The organism is Burkholderia catarinensis (genome assembly GCF_001883705.2).
GTDB lineage: Bacteria > Pseudomonadota > Gammaproteobacteria > Burkholderiales > Burkholderiaceae > Burkholderia > Burkholderia catarinensis.
This window is the reverse complement of the sequence record NZ_MDEQ02000048.1, coordinates 1-23617: the sequence shown is the minus strand read 5'-3', so window position 1 is coordinate 23617 and position 23617 is coordinate 1. Positions and strand designations below refer to the sequence as shown.

The following is a 23617-nucleotide window of genomic DNA, read 5'->3' as shown; positions in this document are numbered from 1 at the left end:
AGCAAGGATGAAGGCGGCCGTCACACGCCGTTCTTCAACAACTATCGTCCGCAGTTCTACTTCCGTACGACGGACGTGACGGGCTCGATCGAGCTGCCGAAGGACAAGGAAATGGTGATGCCGGGCGACAACGTGTCGATCACGGTGAAGCTGATTGCACCGATCGCGATGGAAGAAGGTCTGCGCTTCGCGATTCGCGAAGGCGGCCGTACGGTCGGCGCCGGCGTCGTCGCCAAGGTCATCGAGTAATATCGACGATCCGCGGGCTCCGACGGGGTCCGCGATTCCGCGGTATGCGGTTGTACCGCCGAAACCGGGTGTCCAGCTTACGCTGGCACCCGGTTTTGTTTTTCCGGCGTCCTGTTGCATGGATCGATAAACCCGCACCACCACTTCAGAATTTCGTGTAGAATCGCGGGCTTAGCAGTGGAAGTTCCATTTGGGATCTGGTGCCTCGCTCCCCGCGGGCGTCATGTCTCACGTTCTTTTGGTGTTCGGCGATGCAACATCGCCTCGCTCTTTTCAAGGAATCGTCATGCAGCAACAGAAAATCCGCATTCGCCTGAAGGCATTCGACTATCGCCTGATCGATCAGTCGGCTGCCGAGATCGTCGATACCGCGAAGCGGACTGGCGCAATCGTCCGTGGCCCGGTGCCGCTGCCGACGCGCATTCAGCGTTTTGACATCCTGCGTTCGCCGCACGTCAACAAGACGTCGCGCGATCAGCTCGAAATCCGTACTCACCAGCGCCTGATGGACATCGTCGATCCGACCGACAAGACGGTTGACGCGCTGATGAAGCTCGATCTGCCGGCTGGCGTCGACGTGGAAATCAAGCTGCAGTAAGGCTTTCGGTGCCGGTCGGCTTGCCGGATGGCGCTAAGTCTTTGTATTGCTTGCGGAAATCGAGAAGTCGGGCTATACTGCTTGGCTTTTCGTGTATTCGCGAAAAAAAGTTGGGCCTTGCGTGCCCGGCATTTTGTAAATCAGCCCCGACCAATCGCAGTCGGGAATGGAGAAAATGATGAGCCTTGGACTCGTAGGTCGCAAGGTTGGCATGACCCGTATCTTCACGGCTGAAGGGGATTCGATTCCCGTCACCGTGCTGGACGTGTCGGACAACCGCGTGACGCAGATCAAGACTGTTGAAACCGACGGCTACACGGCCGTGCAGGTTGCATTCGGCTCCCGCCGCGCATCGCGCGTGACGAAGCCGCTGGCAGGTCATCTCGCCAAAGCCGGTGTCGAAGCCGGTGAAGTCCTCAAGGAATTCCGCATTGACGCGGCCAAGGCAGCTGAGCTGTCGAATGGCGCCGTGGTCGGTGCTGATCTTTTCGAAGTAGGCCAGAAGGTCGACGTGCAAGGCGTGTCGATCGGTAAGGGCTACGCCGGTACGATCAAGCGTTACAACTTCTCCTCCGGCCGTGCCACGCACGGTAACTCGCGCTCGCACAACGTGCCGGGCTCGATCGGTATGGCGCAGGATCCGGGTCGCGTTTTCCCGGGTAAGCGCATGACGGGTCACCTCGGTGACGTTACGGTGACGGTGCAGAACCTCGAAATCGCTCGTATCGACGCAGAGCGCAAGCTGCTGCTCGTGAAGGGTGCGATTCCGGGCGCGAAGGGCGGCAAAGTCTTCGTGACGCCGGCCGTCAAGACCAAGGGGGCGAAATAATGGAACTCAAGCTCCTGAACGAAAATGGTCAGGAAGGTGCAGTGGTCAACGCATCGGACGTCGTGTTCGGTCGTGACTACAACGAAGCGCTGATCCACCAGGTCGTCGTCGCTTACCAGGCGAATGCTCGCCAGGGTAACCGCGCACAGAAGGACCGTGAGCAAGTCAAGCACACGACCAAGAAGCCGTGGCGCCAGAAGGGTACGGGCCGCGCTCGTGCCGGTATGTCGTCGAGCCCGTTGTGGCGTGGCGGTGGTCGTATCTTCCCGAATTCGCCGGAAGAAAACTTCTCGCACAAGGTCAACAAGAAGATGCATCGCGCAGGTCTCTGCTCGATCTTCTCGCAGCTGGCCCGTGAAGGCCGTCTGTCGGTCGTCGAGGACATCATCCTCGAAGCACCGAAGACCAAGCTGCTGGCCGACAAATTCAAGACCATGGGTCTCGACTCCGTGCTGATCATCACCGACACGGTTGACGAAAACCTGTACCTGGCTTCGCGCAACCTGCCGCACGTGGCAATTGTCGAGCCGCGCTACGCTGACCCGCTGTCGCTGATCTACTTCAAGAAAGTGCTGGTCACGAAGGCTGCGGTCGCCCAGATCGAGGAGTTGCTGTCATGAGCGAGATTCGCAAGAACGATCATCGTTTGATGCAGGTCCTGCTCGCACCGGTGATCTCGGAAAAGGCGACGCTGGTTGCCGACAAGAACGAGCAAGTCGTGTTCGAAGTCGCACCGGATGCCACGAAGCAGGAAGTGAAGGCGGCTGTCGAGCTGCTGTTCAAGGTCGAAGTTGATTCCGTCAACGTGCTGATTCAGAAGGGCAAGCAGAAGCGCTTTGGCCGTTCGATGGGTCGCCGCAAGGACGTGAAGAAGGCGTACGTTTGCCTGAAGCCCGGCCAGGAAATCAACTTTGAAGCGGAGGCCAAGTAATCATGGCAATCGTTAAAGTTAAACCGACTTCGCCGGGTCGCCGCGCGATGGTCAAGGTGGTCAACAAGAACCTGCACCAGGGCAAGCCGTTCGCGGCACTGCTCGACTCGCAGAGCTCGACCGCCGGCCGTAACAACAACGGTCGCATCACCACGCGTCACAAGGGTGGTGGTCACAAGCAACACTATCGTATCGTCGATTTCCGTCGCACGAAGGATGGCATCCCGGCAAAGGTCGAGCGTCTCGAGTACGACCCGAACCGCAGCGCGAACATCGCGCTGGTGCTCTACGCAGACGGCGAGCGTCGCTACATCATCGCCCCGAAGGGCCTGACCGTCGGCCAACAGCTGATGTCGGGTTCGGAAGCGCCGATCCGTGCAGGCAACACGCTGCCGATCCGCAACATTCCGGTCGGTACGACGATCCACTGCATCGAGATGCTGCCGGGCAAGGGCGCGCAAATGGCGCGTTCGGCTGGTACGTCGGCCATGCTGCTGGCGCGCGAAGGCGTCTACGCGCAGGTTCGTCTGCGTTCGGGCGAAATCCGCCGCGTGCACATCGAGTGCCGTGCAACGATCGGTGAAGTCGGCAACGAAGAGCATAGCCTGCGCCAGATCGGCAAGGCTGGCGCGAACCGCTGGCGCGGTATCCGCCCGACGGTGCGTGGCGTTGCGATGAACCCGGTCGATCACCCGCACGGTGGTGGTGAGGGCAAGACGGCTGCAGGTCGCGATCCGGTTAGCCCGTGGGGTACGCCGGCTAAGGGTTACCGCACCCGCAGCAACAAGCGCACGACGACGATGATCGTCCAGCGCCGTCACAAGCGTTAAGGAGTAGGCAATGGCACGTTCTGTTAAAAAAGGTCCGTTCTGCGACGCCCATTTGCTGAAGAAAGTTGAGGCGGCTGCAGCTTCGCGCGACAAAAAACCGATCAAGACCTGGTCGCGTCGCTCGACGATTCTGCCGGATTTCATCGGCCTGACGATCGCTGTTCACAACGGCCGTCAACACGTTCCGGTGTACATCTCGGAAAACATGGTCGGCCACAAGCTTGGCGAGTTCGCACTGACCCGTACGTTCAAGGGTCACGCAGCCGACAAGAAGGCCAAGAAATAAGGGGCAATCAAGATGGAAGTGAAAGCAATTCATCGCGGTGCCCGCATCTCGGCGCAAAAAACGCGCCTTGTGGCTGACCAGATCCGCGGTTTGCCGGTCGACAAGGCGCTGAACGTTCTGACGTTCTCGCCGAAGAAGGCGGCTGGCATCGTGAAGAAGGTTGTGCTGTCGGCAATCGCGAATGCGGAGCACAACGAAGGCGCTGATATCGACGAGCTCAAGATCAAGAGCATCTTCGTCGACAAGGCTGCATCGCTCAAGCGTTTCACCGCGCGCGCCAAGGGCCGCGGTAACCGCATCGAGAAGCAATCCTGTCACATCACTGTGACGGTCGGGAATTAAGGAGCCATACGATGGGACAGAAAATTCATCCGACTGGCTTCCGCTTGGCCGTCAGCCGTAATTGGGCTTCGCGTTGGTACGCGAACAACAACAATTTCGCGGCGATGCTTCAGGAAGACATCGGTGTTCGTGAATACCTGAAGAAGAAGCTGAAGAACGCTTCGGTCGGTCGGGTCGTCATCGAGCGTCCGGCGAAGAACGCGCGCATCACGATTTACAGCTCGCGTCCGGGTGTGGTCATCGGCAAGAAGGGCGAGGATATCGAACAGCTGAAGACGGAACTGCAACGCCGCATGGGCGTGCCGGTTCACGTCAACATCGAAGAGATCCGCAAGCCGGAAACCGATGCTCAGCTGATCGCTGACTCGATCACGCAACAGCTCGAGCGCCGGATCATGTTCCGTCGCGCGATGAAGCGTGCGATGCAGAACGCGATGCGTCTGGGTGCCCAGGGCATCAAGATCATGAGCGCAGGCCGTCTGAACGGTATCGAAATCGCACGTACGGAGTGGTATCGCGAAGGTCGCGTGCCCCTTCACACGCTGCGTGCCGACATCGACTACGCGACTTCGGAAGCGAAGACGACCTACGGGATCATCGGCGTCAAGGTGTGGGTGTACAAGGGTGACACGCTCGGCCGCAACGACGCGCCGGTGGTGGAAGAAGTAGCCGAAGACAAGCGTCCGCGTCGCAATGCGCGTCCGGGCGACCGTCGTCCGCGCCGTGACGGCGAAGGCGGCGCTCCGGGTGCTCGCCGTGGCGCACCGCGCCGTGGCGCCGGCAAGCCCGAAGACGGCAAGACTGGAGAATAACGATGCTGCAACCGAAACGCAGGAAGTATCGTAAAGAGCAGAAGGGTCGTAACACCGGCAAGGCGACGCGCGGCAACGCAGTGTCGTTCGGTGATTTCGGCCTGAAGGCGATCGGTCGCGGTCGTTTGACCGCACGTCAAATTGAAGCGGCGCGTCGTGCAATGACGCGTCACATCAAGCGTGGCGGCCGCATCTGGATCCGGATTTTCCCGGACAAGCCGATTTCGCAGAAGCCGGCCGAAGTGCGTATGGGTAACGGTAAGGGTAACCCGGAGTACTACGTCGCCGAGATTCAGCCGGGCAAGATGCTCTATGAAATGGACGGCGTAACCGAAGAACTGGCACGCGAAGCGTTCCGTCTGGCTGCAGCCAAGCTGCCGCTCAAGACGGCGTTCATCGTGCGCCAGCTCGGCGCCTAAGGAGAAAATATGAAGGCTTCCGAACTTCTCCAGAAAGACCAGGCCGCGCTCAACAAGGAGCTGGCGGACCTGCTGAAGGCGCAATTCGGCCTGCGCATGCAACTCGCGACCCAGCAGCTCACGAACACGAGCCAGCTGAAGAAGGTTCGTCGCGACATCGCACGTGTGCGGACCGTCATGACTCAGAAGGCGAACCAGAAATGAACGATAGCGTGAAAACCTCGCTGAAGCGGACGCTGGTCGGTCGGGTCGTCAGCAACAAGATGGACAAGACCGTCACCGTGCTGATCGAGCACCGCGTCAAGCACCCGATCTACGGCAAGTATGTCGTGCGCTCGAAGAAGTACCATGCGCACGATGAAGCGAACACCTGCAACGAAGGCGATCTCGTCGAAATCCAGGAAACTCGTCCTGTTTCGAAGACGAAGGCCTGGGCGGTGTCGCGCCTCGTCGAGGCCGCTCGCGTCATCTAAGCGGGCGGTGCAGTAGGCAGTGACAAGCGCTTCTCCACGAAGTGCTTGAAATCGCAAAGTTTTTGCTTGCGTGACCAGGGTTATTTGTTATAATCCTGGTCTTCCCTCTTTATGGGAGCCCCGTCGCGGGCGAAGTTGGTGGGGGAAGCGGACTGGCGCCAGCCTGTCCGAAAGATTCACCGAATTGCGATGGCGGGTTTCGTTTGCCGTCGCTGCTGTTCCAACCCAAGCAGCCGATTGGCTGACGGGACCAAGACTGACCGAATGCATCATGGTGGTGCATCCGGATTAAGTTGGGAAAGACAAACCATGATCCAGACCGAATCTCGGCTCGAAGTAGCCGACAACACGGGTGCACGTGAAGTCCTGTGCATCAAGGTGCTCGGCGGCTCGAAGCGTCGTTATGCCGGCATTGGCGACATCATCAAGGTGACCGTCAAAGAGGCAACGCCGCGCGGGCGCGTGAAGAAAGGCGAAATTTACAACGCCGTGGTGGTCCGCACCGCCAAGGGTGTTCGCCGTCAAGACGGCTCGCTGATCAAGTTCGACGGCAACGCCGCTGTGCTTTTGAATAACAAGCTCGAGCCGATCGGCACCCGTATCTTCGGGCCGGTGACGCGTGAGCTGCGTAGCGAACGATTCATGAAGATCGTTTCGCTGGCGCCGGAAGTGCTGTAAGGAGTCGCGATGAACAAGATTCGCAAGGGTGACGAAGTAATCATTGTCACCGGCAAGGACAAGGGCAAGCGCGGCGTCGTGCTGGCTGTCGGTGCTGAACATGTGACGGTTGAGGGTATCAACCTCGTCAAGAAGCATGTGAAGCCGAACCCGATGAAGGGTACGACGGGCGGCGTGGAAGCGAAGACGATGCCCCTGCATATTTCGAACGTCGCACTGGTCGACGCGAATGGCAAGGCGTCGCGTGTTGGCATCAAGGTCGAGGAAGGCAAGAAGGTTCGCTTCCTGAAGACGACCGGTGCCGTACTGAGCGCCTGACGCAGCGGAGTAAAAAATGGCTCGTTTTCAAGAGTTTTACAAAGAAAAGGTTGTGCCCGGCCTGATCGAGAAGTTCGGTTACAAGTCGGTCATGGAAGTGCCGCGCATCACCAAGATCACGCTGAACATGGGTCTTGGCGAAGCGATCGCTGACAAGAAGATCATCGAGAACGCCGTTGGCGACCTCACGAAGATCGCTGGTCAGAAGCCGGTCGTGACGAAGGCGCGCAAGGCAATCGCAGGCTTCAAGATCCGCCAGGGTTACCCCATCGGCGCGATGGTGACGCTGCGTGGCCAGGCGATGTACGAATTCCTCGACCGCTTCGTGACCGTTGCCCTGCCCCGCGTGCGTGACTTCCGCGGCGTGTCGGGTCGTGCTTTCGATGGCCGTGGCAACTACAACATCGGTGTGAAAGAGCAGATCATTTTCCCCGAAATCGACTACGACAAGATCGACGCACTGCGTGGGCTGAACATCAGCATCACGACGACTGCGAAGACCGACGACGAAGCAAAGGCTCTGCTCGCCAGCTTCAAGTTCCCGTTCAGAAACTGAGGTTACCGTGGCTAAACTGGCACTGATCGAACGTGAAAAGAAGCGCGCCCGCCTGGTCGCGAAGTTCGCAGCAAAGCGCGAAGCGCTGAAGGCGATCGTCGAAGACCAAAGCAAGTCGGAAGAAGAGCGCTACGAAGCACGCCTTGAACTGCAGCAACTGCCCCGCAACGCAAACCCGACCCGCCAGCGTAACCGCTGCGCGATCACGGGCCGTCCGCGTGGCACGTTCCGCAAATTCGGCCTCGCGCGTAACAAGATTCGTGAAATCGCATTCCGTGGCGAGATTCCTGGCCTGACCAAGGCGAGCTGGTAATAGGAGAAACGTAAATGAGCATGAGTGATCCTATCGCCGATATGCTGACTCGCATCCGCAACGCGCAGATGGTCGAGAAGGTATCGGTCGCGATGCCCTCGTCGAAGGTCAAGGTTGCAATCGCGCAAGTCCTCAAGGACGAAGGTTATATCGACGATTTCGCTGTTAAGGCGGAAGGTGCGAAGTCCGAACTGAATATCGCGCTGAAGTACTACGCGGGCCGCCCGGTCATCGAACGCCTCGAGCGCGTGTCGAAGCCTGGCCTGCGCGTGTACCGCGGCCGTAACGACATTCCGCAGGTCATGAATGGCCTCGGTGTGGCTATCGTGTCGACGCCGAAGGGCGTGATGACGGACCGCAAGGCGCGCGCTACCGGCGTCGGCGGCGAAGTCATCTGCTACGTCGCTTAAAGCCGAGGAGAGAGAAACATGTCTCGAGTAGGTAAGAGCCCGATCGCGCTGCAAGGCGCGGAAGTCAAGCTGGCCGACGGTGCGATCACCGTCAAGGGCCCGCTGGGCACCATCACGCAAGCGATCAATCCGCTCGTGAACGTGGCGAACAACGACGGCGCGCTGAATCTGTCGCCGGTCGACGAAAGCCGCGAAGCAAATGCACTGTCGGGCACGATGCGCGCGATCATCGCGAATGCCGTGCACGGCGTGACCAAGGGTTTCGAGCGCAAGCTGACGCTGGTTGGCGTCGGTTACCGTGCACAAGCGCAAGGCGACAAGCTGAACCTGTCGCTGGGTTTCTCGCACCCGGTGGTGCACCAGATGCCGGAAGGCATCAAGGCTGAAACCCCGACGCAAACCGAAATCGTGATCAAGGGGATCAACAAGCAACAAGTCGGTCAAGTAGCTGCGGAAGTTCGCGGTTACCGTCCGCCGGAGCCGTACAAGGGCAAGGGCGTGCGTTATTCCGACGAGGTTGTGATCCTCAAAGAAACGAAGAAGAAGTAAGGGTGCGCAATCATGGATAAGACTCAATCTCGCCTGCGCCGCGCTCGCCAGACGCGTATCAAGATCGCTGAGCTTCAGGTCGCGCGTCTCGCCGTGCATCGCACGAACACGCACATCTACGCTCAAGTGTTCTCGCCCTGCGGCACCAAGGTGCTCGCAAGCGCGTCGACGCTCGAAGCAGAAGTGCGCGCCGAGCTCGCCGACAAGTCGGGCAAGGGTGGCAACGTTAATGCTGCGACGCTGATCGGCAAGCGTATTGCCGAGAAGGCAAAGGCCGCCGGCATCGAATCCGTCGCCTTCGACCGCTCGGGCTTCCGCTACCATGGCCGCGTCAAGGCGCTGGCTGAGGCAGCTCGCGAAGCTGGGCTCAAGTTCTAAGGAAGGAATTCGTCATGGCAAAGATGCAAGCGAAAGTTCAGGCTGACGAGCGCGACGACGGCCTTCGTGAAAAGATGATTTCGGTCAACCGCGTGACCAAGGTCGTGAAGGGTGGCCGTATTCTCGGCTTCGCCGCACTGACCGTGGTTGGCGACGGCGATGGCCGCATCGGTATGGGCAAGGGCAAGGCGAAGGAAGTGCCGGTCGCTGTCCAGAAGGCAATGGAACAAGCTCGTCGCAACATGTTCAAGGTGCCGCTCAAGAACGGCACGCTGCAGCACGAAGTGCACGGCAAGCACGGTGCATCGGCCGTCCTCCTCGCTCCGGCGAAGGCAGGTACGGGCGTGATCGCCGGCGGCCCGATGCGCGCAGTGTTCGACGTGATGGGCGTTCAGAACGTCGTGGCGAAGAGCCACGGTTCGACGAACCCGTACAACCTCGTTCGCGCCACGCTGGACGGCCTGCGCAAGCAGTCCACCCCGGCAGACATCGCGGCGAAGCGCGGCAAGTCCGTCGAAGATATTTTGGGCTAAGCCCGGGTGGTCACCATGTCTGAAAAAACTGTCAAGGTTCAGCTCGTTAAGAGCCTGATCGGGACCCGCGAAACGCACCGCGCGACCGTGCGTGGCCTGGGCCTGCGCCGACTCAACTCGGTCAGCGAGCTGCAGGACACGCCGGCGGTCCGCGGCATGATCAACAAGGTCTCGTACCTCGTTAAGGTCATCGCGTAAGCGGCCCTACGGATCAAGGAGTTGATATGGAATTGAATAACCTGAAGCCGGCCGCTGGTGCAAAGCACGCCAAGCGTCGCGTCGGTCGTGGCATCGGTTCGGGCCTCGGCAAGACGGCTGGCCGTGGTCACAAGGGTCAGAAATCGCGTTCGGGCGGCTTCCACAAAGTCGGTTTCGAAGGCGGTCAGATGCCTCTGCAACGTCGTCTGCCGAAGCGCGGCTTCACGTCGCTGACGAAGGAATTCGTCGGTGAAGTGCGCCTGGGCGACCTCGAGAAGCTGCCGGTCGATGAGATCGATCTGCTCGCACTGAAGCAAGCCGGCCTGGTCGGCGAGCTGACGCGGAGCGCAAAGATCATCGCGACGGGCGAACTGAAGCGCAAGATCGTCGTGAAGGGTCTCGGTGCCACCAAGGGTGCGCGCGCTGCGATCGAAGCGGCTGGCGGTTCGTTCGCCGAGTGACACGCGTAGCGCGTCGTCACTTGCATTCATCGGAGAAGGTACTTGGCTAACAGCCCGAGTCTTGCAAAACCCGGTCGAAGCACGGCGAAATTCGGCGATCTGCGTCGGCGAGCGATGTTCCTGCTCCTGGCGCTGATCGTCTATCGCATCGGCGCGCACATTCCCGTGCCGGGCATCGATCCGGATCAACTGGCTAAGCTGTTCCAGAGCCAGGCGGGTGGCATCCTGGGCATGTTCAACATGTTCTCGGGTGGCGCGCTTTCCCGCTTCACGATCTTTGCGCTGGGGATCATGCCGTACATTTCGGCGTCGATCATCATGCAGTTGCTGGCGATCGTTTCGCCGCAGCTCGAAGCGCTGAAGAAGGAAGGGCAGGCAGGGCAACGGAAGATCACGCAGTACACGCGGTATTTCACCGTGGTGCTCGCGACCTTCCAGGCGTTCGGTATCGCGGCTGCGCTGGAAAACCAGCCGGGCCTCGTCACCGATCCCGGCATGCTGTTCCGTCTGACGACGGTCGTGACGCTGGTTACCGGTACGATGTTCCTGATGTGGCTCGGCGAGCAGATTACCGAGCGAGGTCTGGGCAACGGTATCTCGATCATCATCTTCGGCGGGATCGCAGCAGGGTTCCCGAATGCCGTCGGTGGGTTGTTCGAGCTGGTGCGTACGGGTTCGATGAGCATCATTTCGGCGATTATCATCGTCGTTCTGATTGCCGCGGTGACTTATCTGGTCGTGTTCATCGAACGCGGTCAGCGCAAGATTCTCGTGAACTACGCGAAGCGCCAGGTCGGTAACAAGATCTACGGTGGGCAGTCGTCGCACCTGCCGCTGAAGCTGAACATGTCGGGCGTGATTCCGCCGATCTTCGCATCGTCGATCATTCTGTTCCCGGCAACGATTCTCGGCTGGTTCAGTACCGGTCAGCCGACGGGAAGCTGGATTTCCAATACGTTGCATAACGTTGCGGAAGCGCTGAAGCCGGGCCAGCCGGTCTATGTGCTGCTGTACACGCTGGCAATCGTGTTTTTCTGCTTCTTCTACACCGCACTGGTGTTCAACAGCAGGGAAACCGCAGACAACCTGAAGAAGAGCGGCGCGTTTGTTCCGGGCATCCGTCCGGGCGATCAGACCGCACGATATATCGACCGCATCCTCACGCGTCTGACGCTGGCCGGTGCGATCTACATCGTCTTCGTGTGTCTGCTGCCGGAATTCCTGGTGCTGCGCTGGAACGTGCCGTTTTATTTTGGTGGAACGTCGCTGCTGATCATTGTCGTCGTCACGATGGACTTTATGGCGCAGGTGCAGTCGTACGTTATGTCGCAACAGTATGAGTCGCTGCTCAAGAAGGCAAACTTCAAGGGCGGCAACATCCCGATGCGTTAATAGGACTATGGCCAAAGACGATGTAATCCAGATGCAGGGTGAGGTGATCGAAAACCTCCCGAATGCGACCTTCCGTGTGAAGCTGGAAAACGGCCATGTCGTGTTGGGGCATATCTCCGGAAAAATGCGGATGCACTACATCCGCATTCTCCCGGGCGACAAGGTGACGGTCGAGTTGACGCCTTACGATCTGTCTCGTGCGCGGATCGTGTTCCGGGCGAAGTGATTTGAAAAAAAGGGTATTATCATGAAAGTGATGGCATCGGTTAAGCGCATTTGCCGCAATTGCAAGATCATCAAGCGCAAAGGCGTCGTTCGCGTGATCTGCAGCTCGGATCCGCGCCACAAGCAGCGCCAAGGCTGACCGCGCGTTTGTTTGCGCTTTTTGTTTGAGGAAAAACAATGGCTCGTATCGCAGGGGTTAACATCCCGAATCACCAGCATACCGAGATTGGCCTGACGGCGATCTTCGGTGTCGGCCGCACCCGTTCGCGCAGCATCTGCGCGGCAGCTGGCGTCGATTTTTCGAAGAAGGTCAAGGACTTGACCGACGCAGACTTGGAAAAGCTGCGTGAAGAAGTGGGCAAGTTTGTCGTCGAAGGCGATCTGCGCCGTGAAGTGACGATGAACATCAAGCGCTTGATGGACCTCGGTTGCTACCGTGGTGTTCGTCATCGCAAGGGCCTGCCGATGCGCGGTCAGCGTACGCGTACGAACGCACGTACTCGCAAGGGTCCGCGTCGTGCAGCGCAAGCGCTGAAGAAGTAAGCGGAACTGACAGTTACAGGAAAACGTAATGGCTAAGGCTTCGAACACCGCGGCGCAACGCGTTCGCAAGAAGGTTAAGAAGAACGTCGCTGAAGGCGTGGTTCACGTTCACGCGTCGTTCAACAACACGATCATCACGATCACCGATCGCCAAGGCAACGCACTGGCATGGGCGACGTCGGGCGGCCAGGGCTTCAAGGGCTCGCGCAAATCGACGCCGTTCGCTGCTCAGGTCGCAGCCGAGTCGGCTGGCCGCGTCGCGATGGAATACGGCGTGAAGAATCTGGAAGTGCGGATCAAGGGCCCGGGCCCGGGTCGTGAGTCGGCAGTGCGTGCACTGCACGGCCTCGGCATCAAGATCACCGCGATTTCGGACGTCACCCCGATTCCGCACAACGGCTGCCGTCCGCCGAAGCGTCGTCGTATCTAAAGATGTGCTGGCACGTTCGTGCTAGCACATTGCCTGTCGCCGCGTAGCGTCGACGGGCGTTGCTTTTTTGATTGACTAAGCCCACCGTTCGCCCCAAAGGGCGCGAACTAGCGCGGATTTAGATCCGCGTGACTGATTGATAGAGGAATGCAAAGTGGCACGTTATATCGGCCCCAAGGCCAAGCTGTCCCGCCGTGAAGGCACCGACCTGTTCCTGAAGAGCGCACGCCGTTCGCTCGCCGACAAGTGCAAGCTCGACAGCAAGCCGGGTCAGCACGGCCGTACCTCGGGCGCGCGTACGTCCGACTACGGTACGCAGCTGCGCGAAAAGCAGAAGGTCAAGCGTATCTACGGCGTGCTGGAGCGTCAGTTCCGTCGTTACTTCGCTGAAGCCGACCGCCGCAAGGGCAACACGGGTGAAAACCTGCTGCAACTGCTCGAGTCGCGCCTCGACAACGTCGTGTATCGCATGGGCTTCGGTTCGACCCGCGCTGAAGCGCGTCAGCTCGTGAGCCACAAGTCGATCACCGTGAACGGCGTCGTCGCGAACGTCCCGTCGCAGCAAGTGAAGGCGGGTGACATCGTCGCGATCCGTGAAAAGGCGAAGAAGCAGGCTCGTATCGTCGAATCGCTGTCGCTGGCCGAGCAAGGCGGCATGCCGAGCTGGGTTGCAGTCGATGCGAAGAAGTTCGAAGGTACGTTCAAGCAAATGCCGGAACGCGTTGACATCGCAGGCGATATCAACGAAAGCCTGATCGTCGAATTGTATTCGCGTTAATCCGATTGACGGCCGAGGTCCCCCGATTGCGTTGCGCAAGGAGGGGCCTCGGCTGTTTATTTTCTGGTTGTTACCGGTCAGCCTTATCGGTGTAACGAGCCGAGGGTATTGAAAAGGAAAGCCCATGCAAACCAGTTTGCTGAAACCCAAGATCATCGCCGTGGAATCGCTTGGCGAGAACCACGCGAGGGTGGTCATGGAACCGTTCGAACGCGGTTACGGCCATACCTTGGGCAATGCGCTTCGCCGCGTGCTGCTGTCGTCGATGGTTGGCTACGCGCCGACCGAAGTCACGATCGCAGGCGTGGTGCACGAGTACTCGACGCTTGATGGCGTGCAAGAGGACGTCGTCAACTTGCTGCTGAACCTGAAGGGCGTGGTGTTCAAGCTGCATAACCGTGACGAAGTGACGGTTACGCTGCGCAAGGAAGGTGAAGGCGTCGTGACGGCCGGCGATATCGAGCTGGCTCACGATTGCGAAGTCATCAACCCGAATCACGTGATTGCGCACCTGTCGAAGGGCGGCAAGCTCGACGTTCAGATCAAGATCGAAAAGGGTCGCGGCTACGTGCCCGGCAACGTCCGTCGCTACGGCGAAGACACGGCCAAGATCATCGGCCGCATCGTCCTCGACGCATCGTTCTCGCCGGTTCGCCGCGTGAGCTACGCTGTCGAAAGCGCACGTGTCGAGCAGCGTACCGACCTCGACAAGCTCGTGATGAACATCGAGACGAGCGGCGTGATCACTCCGGAAGAAGCGATCCGTCAATCGGCCCGCATCCTGGTCGACCAGCTGTCCGTGTTCGCGGCACTGGAAGGCACGGAAACGGCAGCCGAAGCGCCGTCGCGTGCACCGCAGATCGATCCGATCCTGCTGCGTCCGGTGGACGATCTCGAGCTGACGGTTCGTTCGGCGAACTGCCTGAAGGCCGAGAACATCTACTACATCGGCGACCTGATCCAGCGCACGGAAAACGAGCTGCTGAAGACGCCGAACCTCGGTCGCAAGTCGCTCAACGAGATCAAGGAAGTGCTCGCTTCGCGCGGTCTCACGCTGGGCATGAAGCTCGAGAACTGGCCGCCGGCTGGTCTCGACAAGTAAGCCCGGTTGTTGCTGTAGTTGGCAAAGATGCGGATTTTCCTTTAAAATCCGCATCTTGCTTTTTTCGCTACCGGCCCGTGCACCCTTCGAGGTGCGATAGAAGAGCTGGATCAAAACTTTGAATCAAGGAAACTGAAATGCGCCATCGTCATGGTCTGCGGAAACTGAACCGCACGAGCAGCCACCGTCTGGCTATGCTCCGTAACATGTCCAACTCGTTGATCGAGCACGAAGTCATCAAGACGACGCTGCCGAAGGCGAAGGAACTCCGTAAAGTCGTCGAGCCGCTGATCACGCTCGGCAAGAAGCCGTCGCTGGCAAACCGTCGCTTGGCGTTCAACCGCCTGCGCGATCGTGACTCGGTGGCGAAGCTGTTCGACGTGCTCGGTCCGCGTTTCGCGAACCGTCCGGGCGGCTACCTGCGCGTGCTGAAGTTCGGCTTCCGCGTTGGCGACAACGCACCGATGGCACTGGTCGAGCTGCTCGATCGTCCGGAAGTCGACGAAACGGAAAACGTGCAAGAAGCTGAATAAGCTTCCGGTACGCAGCAGTATCTGAAAGGGGCCGAGCGATTGCTTGGCCCTTTTTGTTTTTGAGATGCCGGCTGCGATCGATTGTCGCAGGCCGATGCCGGCAGCGTTGCTCGGGCTGCGCTACGATACGAGGCAGCTGGCGTGGTCCCCTGGTGGGCAACCCGCGTCGGCAGGAGCCGGTAGACCAGCCAGGAGGGGGCGGATGATAGTGGTGCTGATGCTGACGACGGTGCCCGATGCGGCGACGGCCACCGCGCTCACCGACGGCGCGCTCGACGCGCGGCTTGCTGCGTGCGTGTCGGAGCTCGGTGCGATCAAGTCGCGCTATCACTGGCAGGGCAAGGTCGAAACGGCCGACGAGATCCAGTTGCTGTTCAAGACGAGCCCCGTGCGGGCGCTCGAACTGGAACGATTTATTCTCGCGCATCACCCTTACGAGACGCCTGAAATCGTCTCCTGGCAGGCGACGGCATCGGCCGCGTACGGTCAGTGGGTGACCAGCGAAACTCAACGTCTATTTCATGTTTAACGGTATGGCGCTTCCCGTGCGCGTGCGCGCGCTGCGGTTCCTTGCAGTCCTGTTGTCGTTCGTGCTCGTGCTGGGCGGCCTGTCGGTCGCGCGTGCGGCCGACGATTTCCTCGATCCGTCGGTTGCGTTCAAGTTCAGTGCGAGCGAATCGCCGGGACAGGTGGACGTCCGCTTCAAGGTCGCCAACGGCTATTACCTGTATCGCGAGCGGTTCGCGTTCGCGGTGAAGAGCGGGCAGGCGACGCTCGGCGAACCGCAGTTCCCGGCCGGCCACGTGAAGTTCGACCAGACGTTCCAGAAGAACGTCGAGACCTATCGTGACGAGGTCGTGGTTCACGTGCCCGTCAAGCAGGCGGCGGGGCCGTTCGAGCTCGCCGTGACGTCGCAGGGGTGCGCGGACGAGGGCATCTGCTATCCGCCGGCCGAGCACGTGGTGAAGGTCGACAGCGCCGCGCTCGGCGCCGCCGCATCGTCGTCCGGCGAAACGGCTGCCGCGGGCAGCTGGTTCGACAAGGTCACGAGCGCCGATTTTGCGCAGTCGTTGCTCGAAGGGCACGGCTTCTTCACGATCGTCGCACTGTACTTCGTCGCGGGCGTCGTGCTGAGCCTCCTGCCCTGCTCGTACCCGATGATTCCGATCATGTCCGCGATCATCATCGGCCAGGGCACGCGCGCGACGCATGCGCGCGGCTTTGCGCTGTCGCTGACCTACGTGGTCGGCATGGCGCTGGTCTACACGGTACTCGGCATTGCCGCGGCGCTGGTCGGCCAGAGTCTCGGCGCGTGGCTGCAGAATCCATGGGTGCTCGGCGCGTTCGGCGTGCTGCTGACCGCGTTCGCGGTGTCGCTGATTTCGGGCAAGGACATCGCGCTGCCCGCACGCTGGCAGAACGGCGCGGCCGAGGCCTCGAGCGCGCGCCAGGGCGGCCACTTCCTGGCGGTCGCGGCGATGGGCGCATTGTCGGCGCTGGTCGTCGGCGCATGCATGACGGCGCCGCTGTTCGCGGTGCTCGCCTTTATCGCGCACACCGGCAATGCGTTGCTCGGCGGTGCGGCGCTGTTCGCGATGGGACTGGGGCTCGGCGTACCGCTGCTCGTCGTCGGCGTGGGTGCCGGGACGGTGCTGCCGCGCGCAGGCGCATGGATGGACGGCGTGAAGGTGTTCTTCGGCATCGTGCTGCTCGCGGCCGCGCTGTGGATCGTGTGGCCCGTGCTTGCGGGCGGTCTGAAGATGGTGCTCGCCGCGTTGTGGCTGCTTATCGCGGCCGCGGCGCTCGGCCTGTTCACGCCGAATGCCGGTGCCGCGTCGATCTGGCGCCGTCTTGGGCGCGGTGTGGGTGCCGCGCTCGCGATCTGGGCGGCAACGCTGCTCGTCGGCCTGGCCGCGGGATCGACCGATCCCGTCAAGCCGCTGGCCGTGCTCGCGGCGCGCACGGCTGCGTCGGGCGGCGCTGCGGCGGCCGCCGCGCAGGACGGGCCCGCGTTCGCATCGGTGCGCTCCAGCGGCGAACTCGACGCGCTGCTGAAGGCGTCGAGCCAGCCCGTGATGCTCGATTTTTACGCCGACTGGTGCGTGAGCTGCAAGGAGATGGAGCATCTGACGTTTACCGACGCGCGCGTGCAGGCGCGGCTCGCGAAGCTTCACCTCGTGCGCGCGGATGTCACCGCGAACAATCCGGACGACCAGGCGCTGCTCAAGCGTTTCAACCTGTTCGGGCCGCCGGGCATCATCTTCTTCGATCGCAGCGGCAACGAAATCGGGCGTGTGGTCGGCTATCAGGCGGCCGAGACGTTCCTGCGCAGCCTCGATCGGGCTGCGGTCCCGACGGTATGACGGTGTTCGTCGGGCGTGCCGGTGGCGAACCGGGGTGCTCGCGCGGCATGAGCTGACGCTCGACGCCGTCGGACGGCCCCGATCGACGGCCAACAAAAAACGGCGGAACACCGAGGTGTCCGCCGTTTGTCTTTCCGCCTGCGGGCGTGCGATCAGCGTTGCGCTTTCAGCAGACGCGCGGCGTCGAGCGCGAAGTACGTGAGCACCCCATCGGCACCCGCGCGCTTGAACGCGAGCAGCGATTCGAGCACGACCTTGTCGTGGTCGAGCCAGCCGTTCATTGCTGCGGCCTTCAGCATCGCGTATTCGCCGCTCACCTGGTACACATAGGTCGGGAAGCGGAACTCGTCCTTCACGCGGCGCACGATGTCGAGATACGGCATGCCGGGCTTGACCATCACCATGTCGGCGCCTTCGTCGATGTCGAGGCGCACTTCGCGCAGCGCTTCGTCGCTATTCGCCGGATCCATCTGGTAGGTCATCTTGTTGCCCTTGCCCAGGTTGGACACCGAGCCGACCGCGTCGCGGAACGGGCCGTAGAACGCCGACGCGAACTTGGCCGAATAGGCCATGATGCGCGTGTGGACATGGCCTTCGCTTTCCAGCATCTCGCGGACAGCGCCGATGCGGCCATCCATCATGTCCGACGGCGCGACGATGTCGACGCCGGCTTCAGCCTGGGCAAGCGCCTGCTCGACCAGGATCTCGATCGTGTCGTCGTTGATCACATAGCCGCTCTCGTCGAGCACGCCGTCCTGGCCGTGGCTCGTGTACGGATCGAGCGCGACGTCGGTCAGCACGCCGAGCTCGGGGAAGCGCTTCTTCAGCTCGCGTACCGCACGCGGGATCAGGCCTTCCGGATTGGCTGCTTCGCGGCCGTCAGGCGTTTTCAGCGACGGCTCGATGGCCGGGAACAGCGACAGCACGGGCACGCCGAGTTCGACGCATTGCTCGGCGACATGCATCAGCAGATCGACGGACACGCGCTCGACGCCGGGCATCGACGACACCGGCTGCCGTTCGTTGGTGCCTTCGACGACGAACACCGGATAGATCAGGTCGTCGGTGGTCAGGCGGTTTTCGCGCATCAGGCGGCGGGAGAAGTCGTCGCGGCGCATCCGGCGCGGACGATGAAGCGGATGGAAGCTCATGGCGATTTGGCAGAAATCAGGGCGGTAAGGACCTTACGGAACCCTTAGGTGATTTTTGGGAGCGTTGGTATATGATAGCGATCGAGCGGCACGCGTCGCGTGCAGCTCCCCGCTTCTCCTCCCTGAGCGGGTGCCTGTCGTTTTTCGATTAGGCTGTTTGACCCGCCGTTAAACGGCGGGTTTTTTTATGAGCCGGCCGAATCCGCAGGCGCCGTCAGGTGCGCGCCGCCGATCCCGGCCGCGCGTTGCCCGATCATTGTGCTACAGGCTCGCTATTTTCGTCGGCGACGGACGGCCGCAGCCAGCTCTCGATCAACTCGTGCGCCTCGTCGAGCCCCGTGCGCTTCAGCGCGGAGAACAGCTGGACCGTCAGCTTGCCCTGGACGCCCTGGTCGCGATACGCATCGAGCCCCTTTTGCGTGGTCCGCAGCGCATTGATGCTTTCCTGCCGCGTCAATTTGTCGCACTTCGTCAGCAGCGTATGGATCGGCTTGCCGGTCGGCGTGAACCACTCGATCATGCGGCGATCGAGGTCGGTCAGCGGACGGCGCGAATCCATCATCAGGATCAGGCCGCAGAGCTGCGAGCGGGTCGCGAGGTAGGACGACAGCAGCATTTCCCAGTGTGCCTTTGCGGCACCGGGCACTTCCGCGTAGCCATAGCCGGGCAGGTCGACGAGATTCGCGACGGGCTCGGCGGCCGGGCCGACGGAGAAGTAATTGATATGCTGCGTGCGGCCGGGGGTCTTCGATGCGAAGGCCAGCCGCTTCTGGTTGCACAGCACGTTGATCGCCGTCGACTTGCCGGCATTCGAGCGGCCCGCGAACGCGATTTCCGGCTGTACCGTCGGCGGCAAGTCGCGCAGATGGTTGACGGTCGTGTAGAAGCGGGCTTGATGGAGCAGAAAGGCCATGGGAACCGGAAGGACGGGCGGCGCGAGCCGCTTGGTGGAGGCGGGGTAGCCCCGATAGGCGCGGGAGCTTTCAACACGATATTGTACAATACGACGGTTTTGCCGAAGGCCACCGGGCGCCTGCCTCGCGCTTTTATGTGGCTTCTGCGGTAGACTGGTCGCCGTCGTTTTTTGCAGAACCTCAAATTCCCACAAGACGAAACAGGGTGTGCGAATGAATCGACTGTGCAAGTCTCTGATGGTGCTTCAGGTTGCAGCAGGGTTCGTAGGTTTCGTAGCGGAGGCAAACGCGGCGGAGGCGGCAAAGCCGGATCTCGACCGTGGCAAGGCGATTGCCGGGCAGGTCTGCGCGTCGTGTCACGGCGCCGACGGCAATAGCGCGTCGGGCAGTTTCCCGAAGCTTGCCGGCCAGCATCCCGAATATCTGGTCAAGCAGTTGAACGACTTCAAGGCGCAGCCGGGCGCGAAGGGGCCGGTGCGTACCAACGCGGTGATGGTCGGATTCGCGAGCGCGCTGAGTGCGGACGACATGCGCAACGTCGCCGCATACTACGGGTCGCAGACGACGAAGCTCGGCACCGCACGCGATGCGGCGACCGTGCCGGTCGGCCAGAAGATCTATCGCGGCGGCATCTCGGAGAAGGGCGTGCCCGCCTGCGCGAGCTGCCACGGGCCGACAGGGCAGGGGATCCCGGTCCAGTACCCGCGTCTGTCGGGGCAATGGGCCGATTACACGGTCGCGCAGTTGACCGCGTTCCAGCAAGGGGCTGGTGCGCGCAACAACAACGAGGCAATGCATCAGATCGCTTCGCGGCTGTCGGATACCGAGATCAAGGCCGTCGCGGATTACATCGCGGGCCTGCGTTGAGCGGCCGGTCGCGAATGGAATGACCGGGCGCCGAAAGGCGGCCGGAGTCAGAACAAGAAAAGGGTGGGGCGCCGCACCATTGCGGTTGCCTCGCCCTTTTTTGTCGGCACTCGCCGGGTCGTCCCAAGAGTGCTGGCCACCCCCTCGGGGGCAGCGAATAAAGTGAACGTGGGGGCTGTTTCCCCTAAGTCGGAGTTTGAATGAGCGTTACCACGTCGGGGTTGCAGTCGAAGTCTGGTCAGGGTGCGCCGAAGCGCGCGGTCGAGCTGCTGAGCTCGATGCGCTTCGCGATTGCGCTGCTGGTGGTGCTGTCGATTGCGAGCATCATCGGCACGGTCCTGACCCAGGACGATCCGTATCCGAACTACGTGAACCAGTTCGGGCCGTTCTGGGCGGATATCTTCCGCTCGCTCGGCCTGTACAACGTGTACAGCGCGTGGTGGTTCATGCTGATCCTGATCTTCCTCGTCACGTCGATCTCGCTGTGCGTGATCCGCAACGCGCCAAAGATGCTCGCCGATGCGAAGAGCTGGAAGGACAAGGTCCGCGAAGGCAGCCTGCGCGCGTTCCACCACAAGGCCGAGTACGCGGCTTCCGGTACGCGCGCGACCGTTGCGGCGACGCTCGTCACGTTCGTCACCAAGGCCGGCTACAAGCACGTCGTGCGTGAAACCGACGGCGCGACGCTGATCTCCGCGAAGCGCGGCGCGCTGACCAAGTGGGGTTACATCTCCGCGCACCTCGCGATCGTCGTGATCTGTATCGGCGGCCTGCTCGACAGCAACCTGCCGATCAAATTCCAGATGTGGATGTTCGGCAAGAGCCCGGTCAACACGAGCGCGTCGATCAGCGAGATCTCGCCCGACCATCGCCTGTCCGCGTCGAACCCGACGTTCCGCGGCTATGCGTGGGTGCCCGAGGGCCAGTTCGTGTCGACCGCGATCCTGAACCAGCCGAGCGGCTCGCTGATCCAGGATCTGCCGTTCTCGATCCAGCTCAACAAGTTCATCGTCGACTACTACACGACGGGCATGCCGAAGCTGTTCGCGAGCGACATCGTCGTGATCGATCGCGAGACCGGCAAGAAGATTCCGGCACGCGTCGAGGTCAACAAGCCGTTCACGTACAAGGGCGTGTCGATCTACCAGTCGAGCTTCCAGGACGGCGGCTCGCAGATGCAGATGACGGCCTACCCGATGACGGGCGGCATCGCGAAGACCTTCCCCGTGCAGGGCACGATCGGCAGTTCGGCGCCGCTGCAGATGCCGGGCGCCGACGGCGACACGGTCGAGTTCTCCGATTTCCGTGCGATCAACGTCGAGAACATGGCCGACGCGAACGGCAAGCCGGATGTGCGCGGCGTCGCGAAGACGGAGTCGCTGAAGCAAGCGTTCGACGAACGCCTCGGCTCGGGTGCGAAGACGTCGAAGCCGACGCAGCTCCACAACATCGGCCCGTCCGTGCAATACAAGATCCGCGGCAAGGACGGCCAGGCGCGCGAATTCAACAACTACATGCTGCCCGTCGACATGAACGGCGAGCGCGTGTTCCTCGCCGGCGTGCGCGCGAGCCCGAACGATCCGTTCCGCTACATGCGGATCCCGGCCGACAGCCAGGATTCGATCGGCGAATGGATGCGCGTGCGCGCCGCGCTCGAGGATCCGGCCGTGCGCACCGAAGCCGCCGCGCGCTTCGCGCGGCGTTCGCTGCCGGGCACCGACGCATCGCTGCGCGGCCGCCTGCAGGACAGCGCATCCAAGGTGCTGACCCTTTTTGCGGCGAGCGACGACAGCGGTGGCCGCGGCGCCGACGGCCAGCCGATCGGCGGCTTCCAGGCGGTGGCGACGTTCATCGACCGCTCGGTGCCGAAGGCCGAGCAGGAGAAGGCCGCGAGCCTGCTGCTGCGGATGCTCGAAGGCTCGATGTGGGAGGTCTGGCAGATCGCGCGCGAGCGTGCCGGCGAGCCGGCCGCCCAGCAGGGCACCGACACGATCCGGTTCGTACAGAACGCGATCAATGCGCTATCCGACAGCTTTCTGTATGGATCGCCCGTCTATCTGCAACTTGACTCATTCAAGCAGGTGCAAGCTTCGGTATTTCAGCTGACGCGCGCACCCGGCAAGAATCTGGTGTATCTTGGCAGCCTGCTGCTGGTCGCCGGCATCTTCTCGATGTTCTACGTGCGCGAGCGGCGCCTCTGGTTCTGGCTCAAGGATGCCGGTTCGGGCGTCGATGTGGTGATGGCGATGTCCACGGCCCGCAGGACCTTCGATTTCGAGAAAGAATTCGTGCAGACGCGCGACGCGGCCGGCGTCGCCTTGCGCGCCGCACCTCGCGACGCCGCGCCCGCCGGTGCGGCATCGACGGCCCGCCCGCCTGCCGGCGGCGGTTCCGATTCCGAGAATTCCACCCGGTAACATCATGGATCTCACGCAAGTTTCCTCTTCCCGTGCGGCGTCGGCCCAGGCGCCGATCTCGTCGCCGCTGTTCGACGACCGTCCGTTCCTCGCGCGCCTGTCGCTGGTCGACTGGCTGTTCGCGCTGGCGCTCGTGGTAGGCGCGGGCTATGCGTTCGTGCACTACAACGCGCACATGGATTACTACGACAAGGCGGTGATGATCGGCACCGTGCCGGCGCTCATCGCGCTCGGCTGGCGCTGGAAGCCCGCCCGGCTGACGATGGCGTCGATCGCCGTGCTGTCGCTGCTGTCGATCCAGATCTACCAGGGCGATCTCGCGCGCGCCGATTCGGCGTTCTTCCTCAAGTACATCCTGTCGAGCCAGTCGGCGATCCTGTGGATGAGCGCGCTGTTCGTGCTCGCGACGATCTTCTACTGGATCGGCTTGCTCGCCCGCTCGGAAACAGGGGCCGCGATCGGCCAGAAGCTCACGTGGGCCGCCGTGCTGATGGGCTTCACGGGGCTGATGGTGCGCTGGTACGAGTCCTACCTGATCGGTGCCGACGTCGGACATATCCCCGTGTCGAACCTCTACGAGGTGTTCGTCCTGTTCAGCCTGATCACCGCGCTGCTCTACCTGTATTACGAAGGTCACTACGGCACGCGCGCGCTCGGCGCGTTCGTGCTGCTGGTCATCAGCGCGGCGGTCGGCTTCCTGATGTGGTACTCGGTCGCGCGCGATGCGCAGCAGATCCAG

36 protein-coding genes and 1 pseudogene are annotated in these 23617 nt (G+C 61.6%); 35 read left to right on the top strand and 2 right to left on the bottom strand.

Annotated elements, in window-relative coordinates; translation table 11 throughout:
* The 32 genes from BFF94_RS36325 to dsbD all read left to right on the top strand — a co-directional run.
* A partial coding sequence (locus BFF94_RS36325; RefSeq protein WP_219140428.1) for an EF-Tu C-terminal domain-related protein occupies positions 1–249 on the top strand: 249 nt, incomplete at its 5' end.
* Positions 250–535: 286 nt separating this feature from the next.
* Positions 536–847, top strand: coding sequence for a 30S ribosomal protein S10 (rpsJ, locus tag BFF94_RS36320; protein WP_004199280.1), 312 nt, complete (start codon positions 536–538; stop codon positions 845–847).
* 178 nt (positions 848–1025) lie between these two features.
* Positions 1026–1676 carry a 50S ribosomal protein L3 gene (gene rplC, locus BFF94_RS36315; RefSeq protein WP_124501695.1) on the top strand — a complete coding sequence of 217 codons (651 nt, stop codon included), beginning with the start codon at positions 1026–1028 and terminating at the stop codon, positions 1674–1676.
* Positions 1676–2296 carry a 50S ribosomal protein L4 gene (rplD, locus tag BFF94_RS36310; protein ID WP_006477192.1) on the top strand — a complete coding sequence of 207 codons (621 nt, stop codon included), beginning with the start codon at positions 1676–1678 and terminating at the stop codon, positions 2294–2296. The genes rplC and rplD overlap by 1 nt, the downstream gene beginning before the upstream one ends.
* A complete protein-coding gene (gene rplW, locus BFF94_RS36305) occupies positions 2293–2607 on the top strand; it encodes a 50S ribosomal protein L23 (protein WP_128841828.1) in 315 nt (104 codons plus the stop codon). The genes rplD and rplW overlap by 4 nt, the downstream gene beginning before the upstream one ends.
* Before the next feature lie 2 nt (positions 2608–2609).
* Complete coding sequence (gene rplB / locus BFF94_RS36300; protein WP_006482900.1) at positions 2610–3437, top strand: 50S ribosomal protein L2; 828 nt, start codon at positions 2610–2612, stop codon at positions 3435–3437.
* 10 nt (positions 3438–3447) lie between these two features.
* On the top strand, positions 3448–3723 hold the full coding sequence (gene rpsS / locus BFF94_RS36295) for a 30S ribosomal protein S19 (protein ID WP_004199273.1): 276 nt from the start codon (positions 3448–3450) through the stop codon (positions 3721–3723).
* A 12-nt stretch (positions 3724–3735) separates the two neighbouring features.
* Complete coding sequence (gene rplV / locus BFF94_RS36290; protein WP_114175686.1) at positions 3736–4065, top strand: 50S ribosomal protein L22; 330 nt, start codon at positions 3736–3738, stop codon at positions 4063–4065.
* Positions 4066–4076: 11 nt separating this feature from the next.
* Positions 4077–4877 carry a 30S ribosomal protein S3 gene (gene rpsC, locus BFF94_RS36285; RefSeq protein ID WP_006482899.1) on the top strand — a complete coding sequence of 267 codons (801 nt, stop codon included), beginning with the start codon at positions 4077–4079 and terminating at the stop codon, positions 4875–4877.
* A 2-nt stretch (positions 4878–4879) separates the two neighbouring features.
* Positions 4880–5296, top strand: coding sequence for a 50S ribosomal protein L16 (rplP, locus tag BFF94_RS36280; protein ID WP_006752927.1), 417 nt, complete (start codon positions 4880–4882; stop codon positions 5294–5296).
* A 9-nt stretch (positions 5297–5305) separates the two neighbouring features.
* A complete protein-coding gene (gene rpmC, locus BFF94_RS36275; RefSeq protein ID WP_006400652.1) occupies positions 5306–5500 on the top strand; it encodes a 50S ribosomal protein L29 in 195 nt (64 codons plus the stop codon).
* Complete coding sequence (gene rpsQ, locus BFF94_RS36270) at positions 5497–5769, top strand: 30S ribosomal protein S17 (RefSeq protein WP_047899582.1); 273 nt, start codon at positions 5497–5499, stop codon at positions 5767–5769. Before rpmC ends, rpsQ begins: the two co-directional genes overlap by 4 nt.
* 309 nt (positions 5770–6078) lie before the next feature.
* Complete coding sequence (rplN, locus tag BFF94_RS36265) at positions 6079–6447, top strand: 50S ribosomal protein L14 (RefSeq protein ID WP_128841827.1); 369 nt, start codon at positions 6079–6081, stop codon at positions 6445–6447.
* 9 nt (positions 6448–6456) lie between these two features.
* Positions 6457–6765 carry a 50S ribosomal protein L24 gene (gene rplX / locus BFF94_RS36260; protein ID WP_128841826.1) on the top strand — a complete coding sequence of 103 codons (309 nt, stop codon included), beginning with the start codon at positions 6457–6459 and terminating at the stop codon, positions 6763–6765.
* 16 nt (positions 6766–6781) lie between these two features.
* Complete coding sequence (gene rplE / locus BFF94_RS36255; protein ID WP_006477186.1) at positions 6782–7321, top strand: 50S ribosomal protein L5; 540 nt, start codon at positions 6782–6784, stop codon at positions 7319–7321.
* A gap of 7 nt (positions 7322–7328) precedes the next feature.
* The gene (rpsN, locus tag BFF94_RS36250) at positions 7329–7634 is read left to right on the top strand and encodes a 30S ribosomal protein S14 (protein ID WP_006482884.1); all 306 of its coding nucleotides are present in this window, start codon (positions 7329–7331) and stop codon (positions 7632–7634) included.
* A gap of 14 nt (positions 7635–7648) precedes the next feature.
* A complete protein-coding gene (gene rpsH, locus BFF94_RS36245) occupies positions 7649–8044 on the top strand; it encodes a 30S ribosomal protein S8 (RefSeq protein WP_006477185.1) in 396 nt (131 codons plus the stop codon).
* Positions 8045–8062: 18 nt separating this feature from the next.
* A complete protein-coding gene (gene rplF / locus BFF94_RS36240; protein WP_128841825.1) occupies positions 8063–8593 on the top strand; it encodes a 50S ribosomal protein L6 in 531 nt (176 codons plus the stop codon).
* Between the two features lie 12 nt (positions 8594–8605).
* The gene (gene rplR / locus BFF94_RS36235) at positions 8606–8971 is read left to right on the top strand and encodes a 50S ribosomal protein L18 (RefSeq protein ID WP_006477183.1); all 366 of its coding nucleotides are present in this window, start codon (positions 8606–8608) and stop codon (positions 8969–8971) included.
* A 14-nt stretch (positions 8972–8985) separates the two neighbouring features.
* The gene (gene rpsE / locus BFF94_RS36230) at positions 8986–9504 is read left to right on the top strand and encodes a 30S ribosomal protein S5 (RefSeq protein ID WP_006752931.1); all 519 of its coding nucleotides are present in this window, start codon (positions 8986–8988) and stop codon (positions 9502–9504) included.
* A gap of 15 nt (positions 9505–9519) precedes the next feature.
* Entirely contained in the window at positions 9520–9702 is a 183-nt protein-coding gene (gene rpmD / locus BFF94_RS36225) for a 50S ribosomal protein L30 (RefSeq protein ID WP_050454145.1), read from the top strand.
* A 26-nt stretch (positions 9703–9728) separates the two neighbouring features.
* Positions 9729–10163, top strand: coding sequence for a 50S ribosomal protein L15 (gene rplO / locus BFF94_RS36220; RefSeq protein WP_128841824.1), 435 nt, complete (start codon positions 9729–9731; stop codon positions 10161–10163).
* A gap of 42 nt (positions 10164–10205) precedes the next feature.
* Positions 10206–11555 carry a preprotein translocase subunit SecY gene (gene secY / locus BFF94_RS36215; RefSeq protein WP_006482915.1) on the top strand — a complete coding sequence of 450 codons (1350 nt, stop codon included), beginning with the start codon at positions 10206–10208 and terminating at the stop codon, positions 11553–11555.
* A gap of 7 nt (positions 11556–11562) precedes the next feature.
* On the top strand, positions 11563–11781 hold the full coding sequence (gene infA, locus BFF94_RS36210) for a translation initiation factor IF-1 (RefSeq protein WP_004521905.1): 219 nt from the start codon (positions 11563–11565) through the stop codon (positions 11779–11781).
* A gap of 21 nt (positions 11782–11802) precedes the next feature.
* The gene (gene rpmJ, locus BFF94_RS36205) at positions 11803–11919 is read left to right on the top strand and encodes a 50S ribosomal protein L36 (RefSeq protein ID WP_004199844.1); all 117 of its coding nucleotides are present in this window, start codon (positions 11803–11805) and stop codon (positions 11917–11919) included.
* 38 nt (positions 11920–11957) lie between these two features.
* Positions 11958–12323 carry a 30S ribosomal protein S13 gene (gene rpsM, locus BFF94_RS36200; RefSeq protein ID WP_128841823.1) on the top strand — a complete coding sequence of 122 codons (366 nt, stop codon included), beginning with the start codon at positions 11958–11960 and terminating at the stop codon, positions 12321–12323.
* Between the two features lie 28 nt (positions 12324–12351).
* A complete protein-coding gene (gene rpsK, locus BFF94_RS36195) occupies positions 12352–12753 on the top strand; it encodes a 30S ribosomal protein S11 (protein WP_004197937.1) in 402 nt (133 codons plus the stop codon).
* A gap of 154 nt (positions 12754–12907) precedes the next feature.
* Positions 12908–13531: a 30S ribosomal protein S4 gene (rpsD, locus tag BFF94_RS36190; RefSeq protein WP_128841822.1), complete on the top strand. Its 624-nt coding sequence runs from the start codon at positions 12908–12910 to the stop codon at positions 13529–13531.
* A 124-nt stretch (positions 13532–13655) separates the two neighbouring features.
* The gene (locus BFF94_RS36185) at positions 13656–14633 is read left to right on the top strand and encodes a DNA-directed RNA polymerase subunit alpha (RefSeq protein WP_006477176.1); all 978 of its coding nucleotides are present in this window, start codon (positions 13656–13658) and stop codon (positions 14631–14633) included.
* Positions 14634–14770: 137 nt separating this feature from the next.
* On the top strand, positions 14771–15166 hold the full coding sequence (gene rplQ, locus BFF94_RS36180; RefSeq protein ID WP_006477175.1) for a 50S ribosomal protein L17: 396 nt from the start codon (positions 14771–14773) through the stop codon (positions 15164–15166).
* 202 nt (positions 15167–15368) lie between these two features.
* Positions 15369–15695, top strand: coding sequence for a divalent-cation tolerance protein CutA (gene cutA / locus BFF94_RS36175; protein WP_128841821.1), 327 nt, complete (start codon positions 15369–15371; stop codon positions 15693–15695).
* Positions 15688–17529, top strand: coding sequence for a protein-disulfide reductase DsbD (gene dsbD / locus BFF94_RS36170; protein WP_219140427.1), 1842 nt, complete (start codon positions 15688–15690; stop codon positions 17527–17529). Before cutA ends, dsbD begins: the two co-directional genes overlap by 8 nt.
* A gap of 152 nt (positions 17530–17681) precedes the next feature.
* Here the strand turns inward: dsbD and hemB are convergent, their stop codons facing one another.
* Entirely contained in the window at positions 17682–18680 is a 999-nt protein-coding gene (gene hemB, locus BFF94_RS36165; protein WP_128845927.1) for a porphobilinogen synthase, read from the bottom strand.
* A 253-nt stretch (positions 18681–18933) separates the two neighbouring features.
* Entirely contained in the window at positions 18934–19593 is a 660-nt protein-coding gene (yihA, locus tag BFF94_RS36160) for a ribosome biogenesis GTP-binding protein YihA/YsxC (RefSeq protein WP_128845930.1), read from the bottom strand.
* 214 nt (positions 19594–19807) lie between these two features.
* On the opposite strand from yihA, the gene BFF94_RS36155 reads away from it, so the two are divergent.
* The 3 genes and pseudogenes from BFF94_RS36155 to BFF94_RS36145 form a co-directional block, all read left to right on the top strand.
* Positions 19808–20461, top strand: a complete 654-nt coding sequence (locus BFF94_RS36155; RefSeq protein WP_128845933.1) for a c-type cytochrome — start codon at positions 19808–19810, stop codon at positions 20459–20461.
* A gap of 200 nt (positions 20462–20661) precedes the next feature.
* Positions 20662–22878 (top strand): cytochrome c biogenesis protein ResB, encoded by a 2217-nt coding sequence (locus tag BFF94_RS36150; RefSeq protein WP_219140426.1) that lies wholly within the window; start codon positions 20662–20664, stop codon positions 22876–22878.
* Between the two features lie 4 nt (positions 22879–22882).
* Positions 22883–23617: pseudogene (locus BFF94_RS36145) on the top strand (c-type cytochrome biogenesis protein CcsB); the annotation flags it as partial.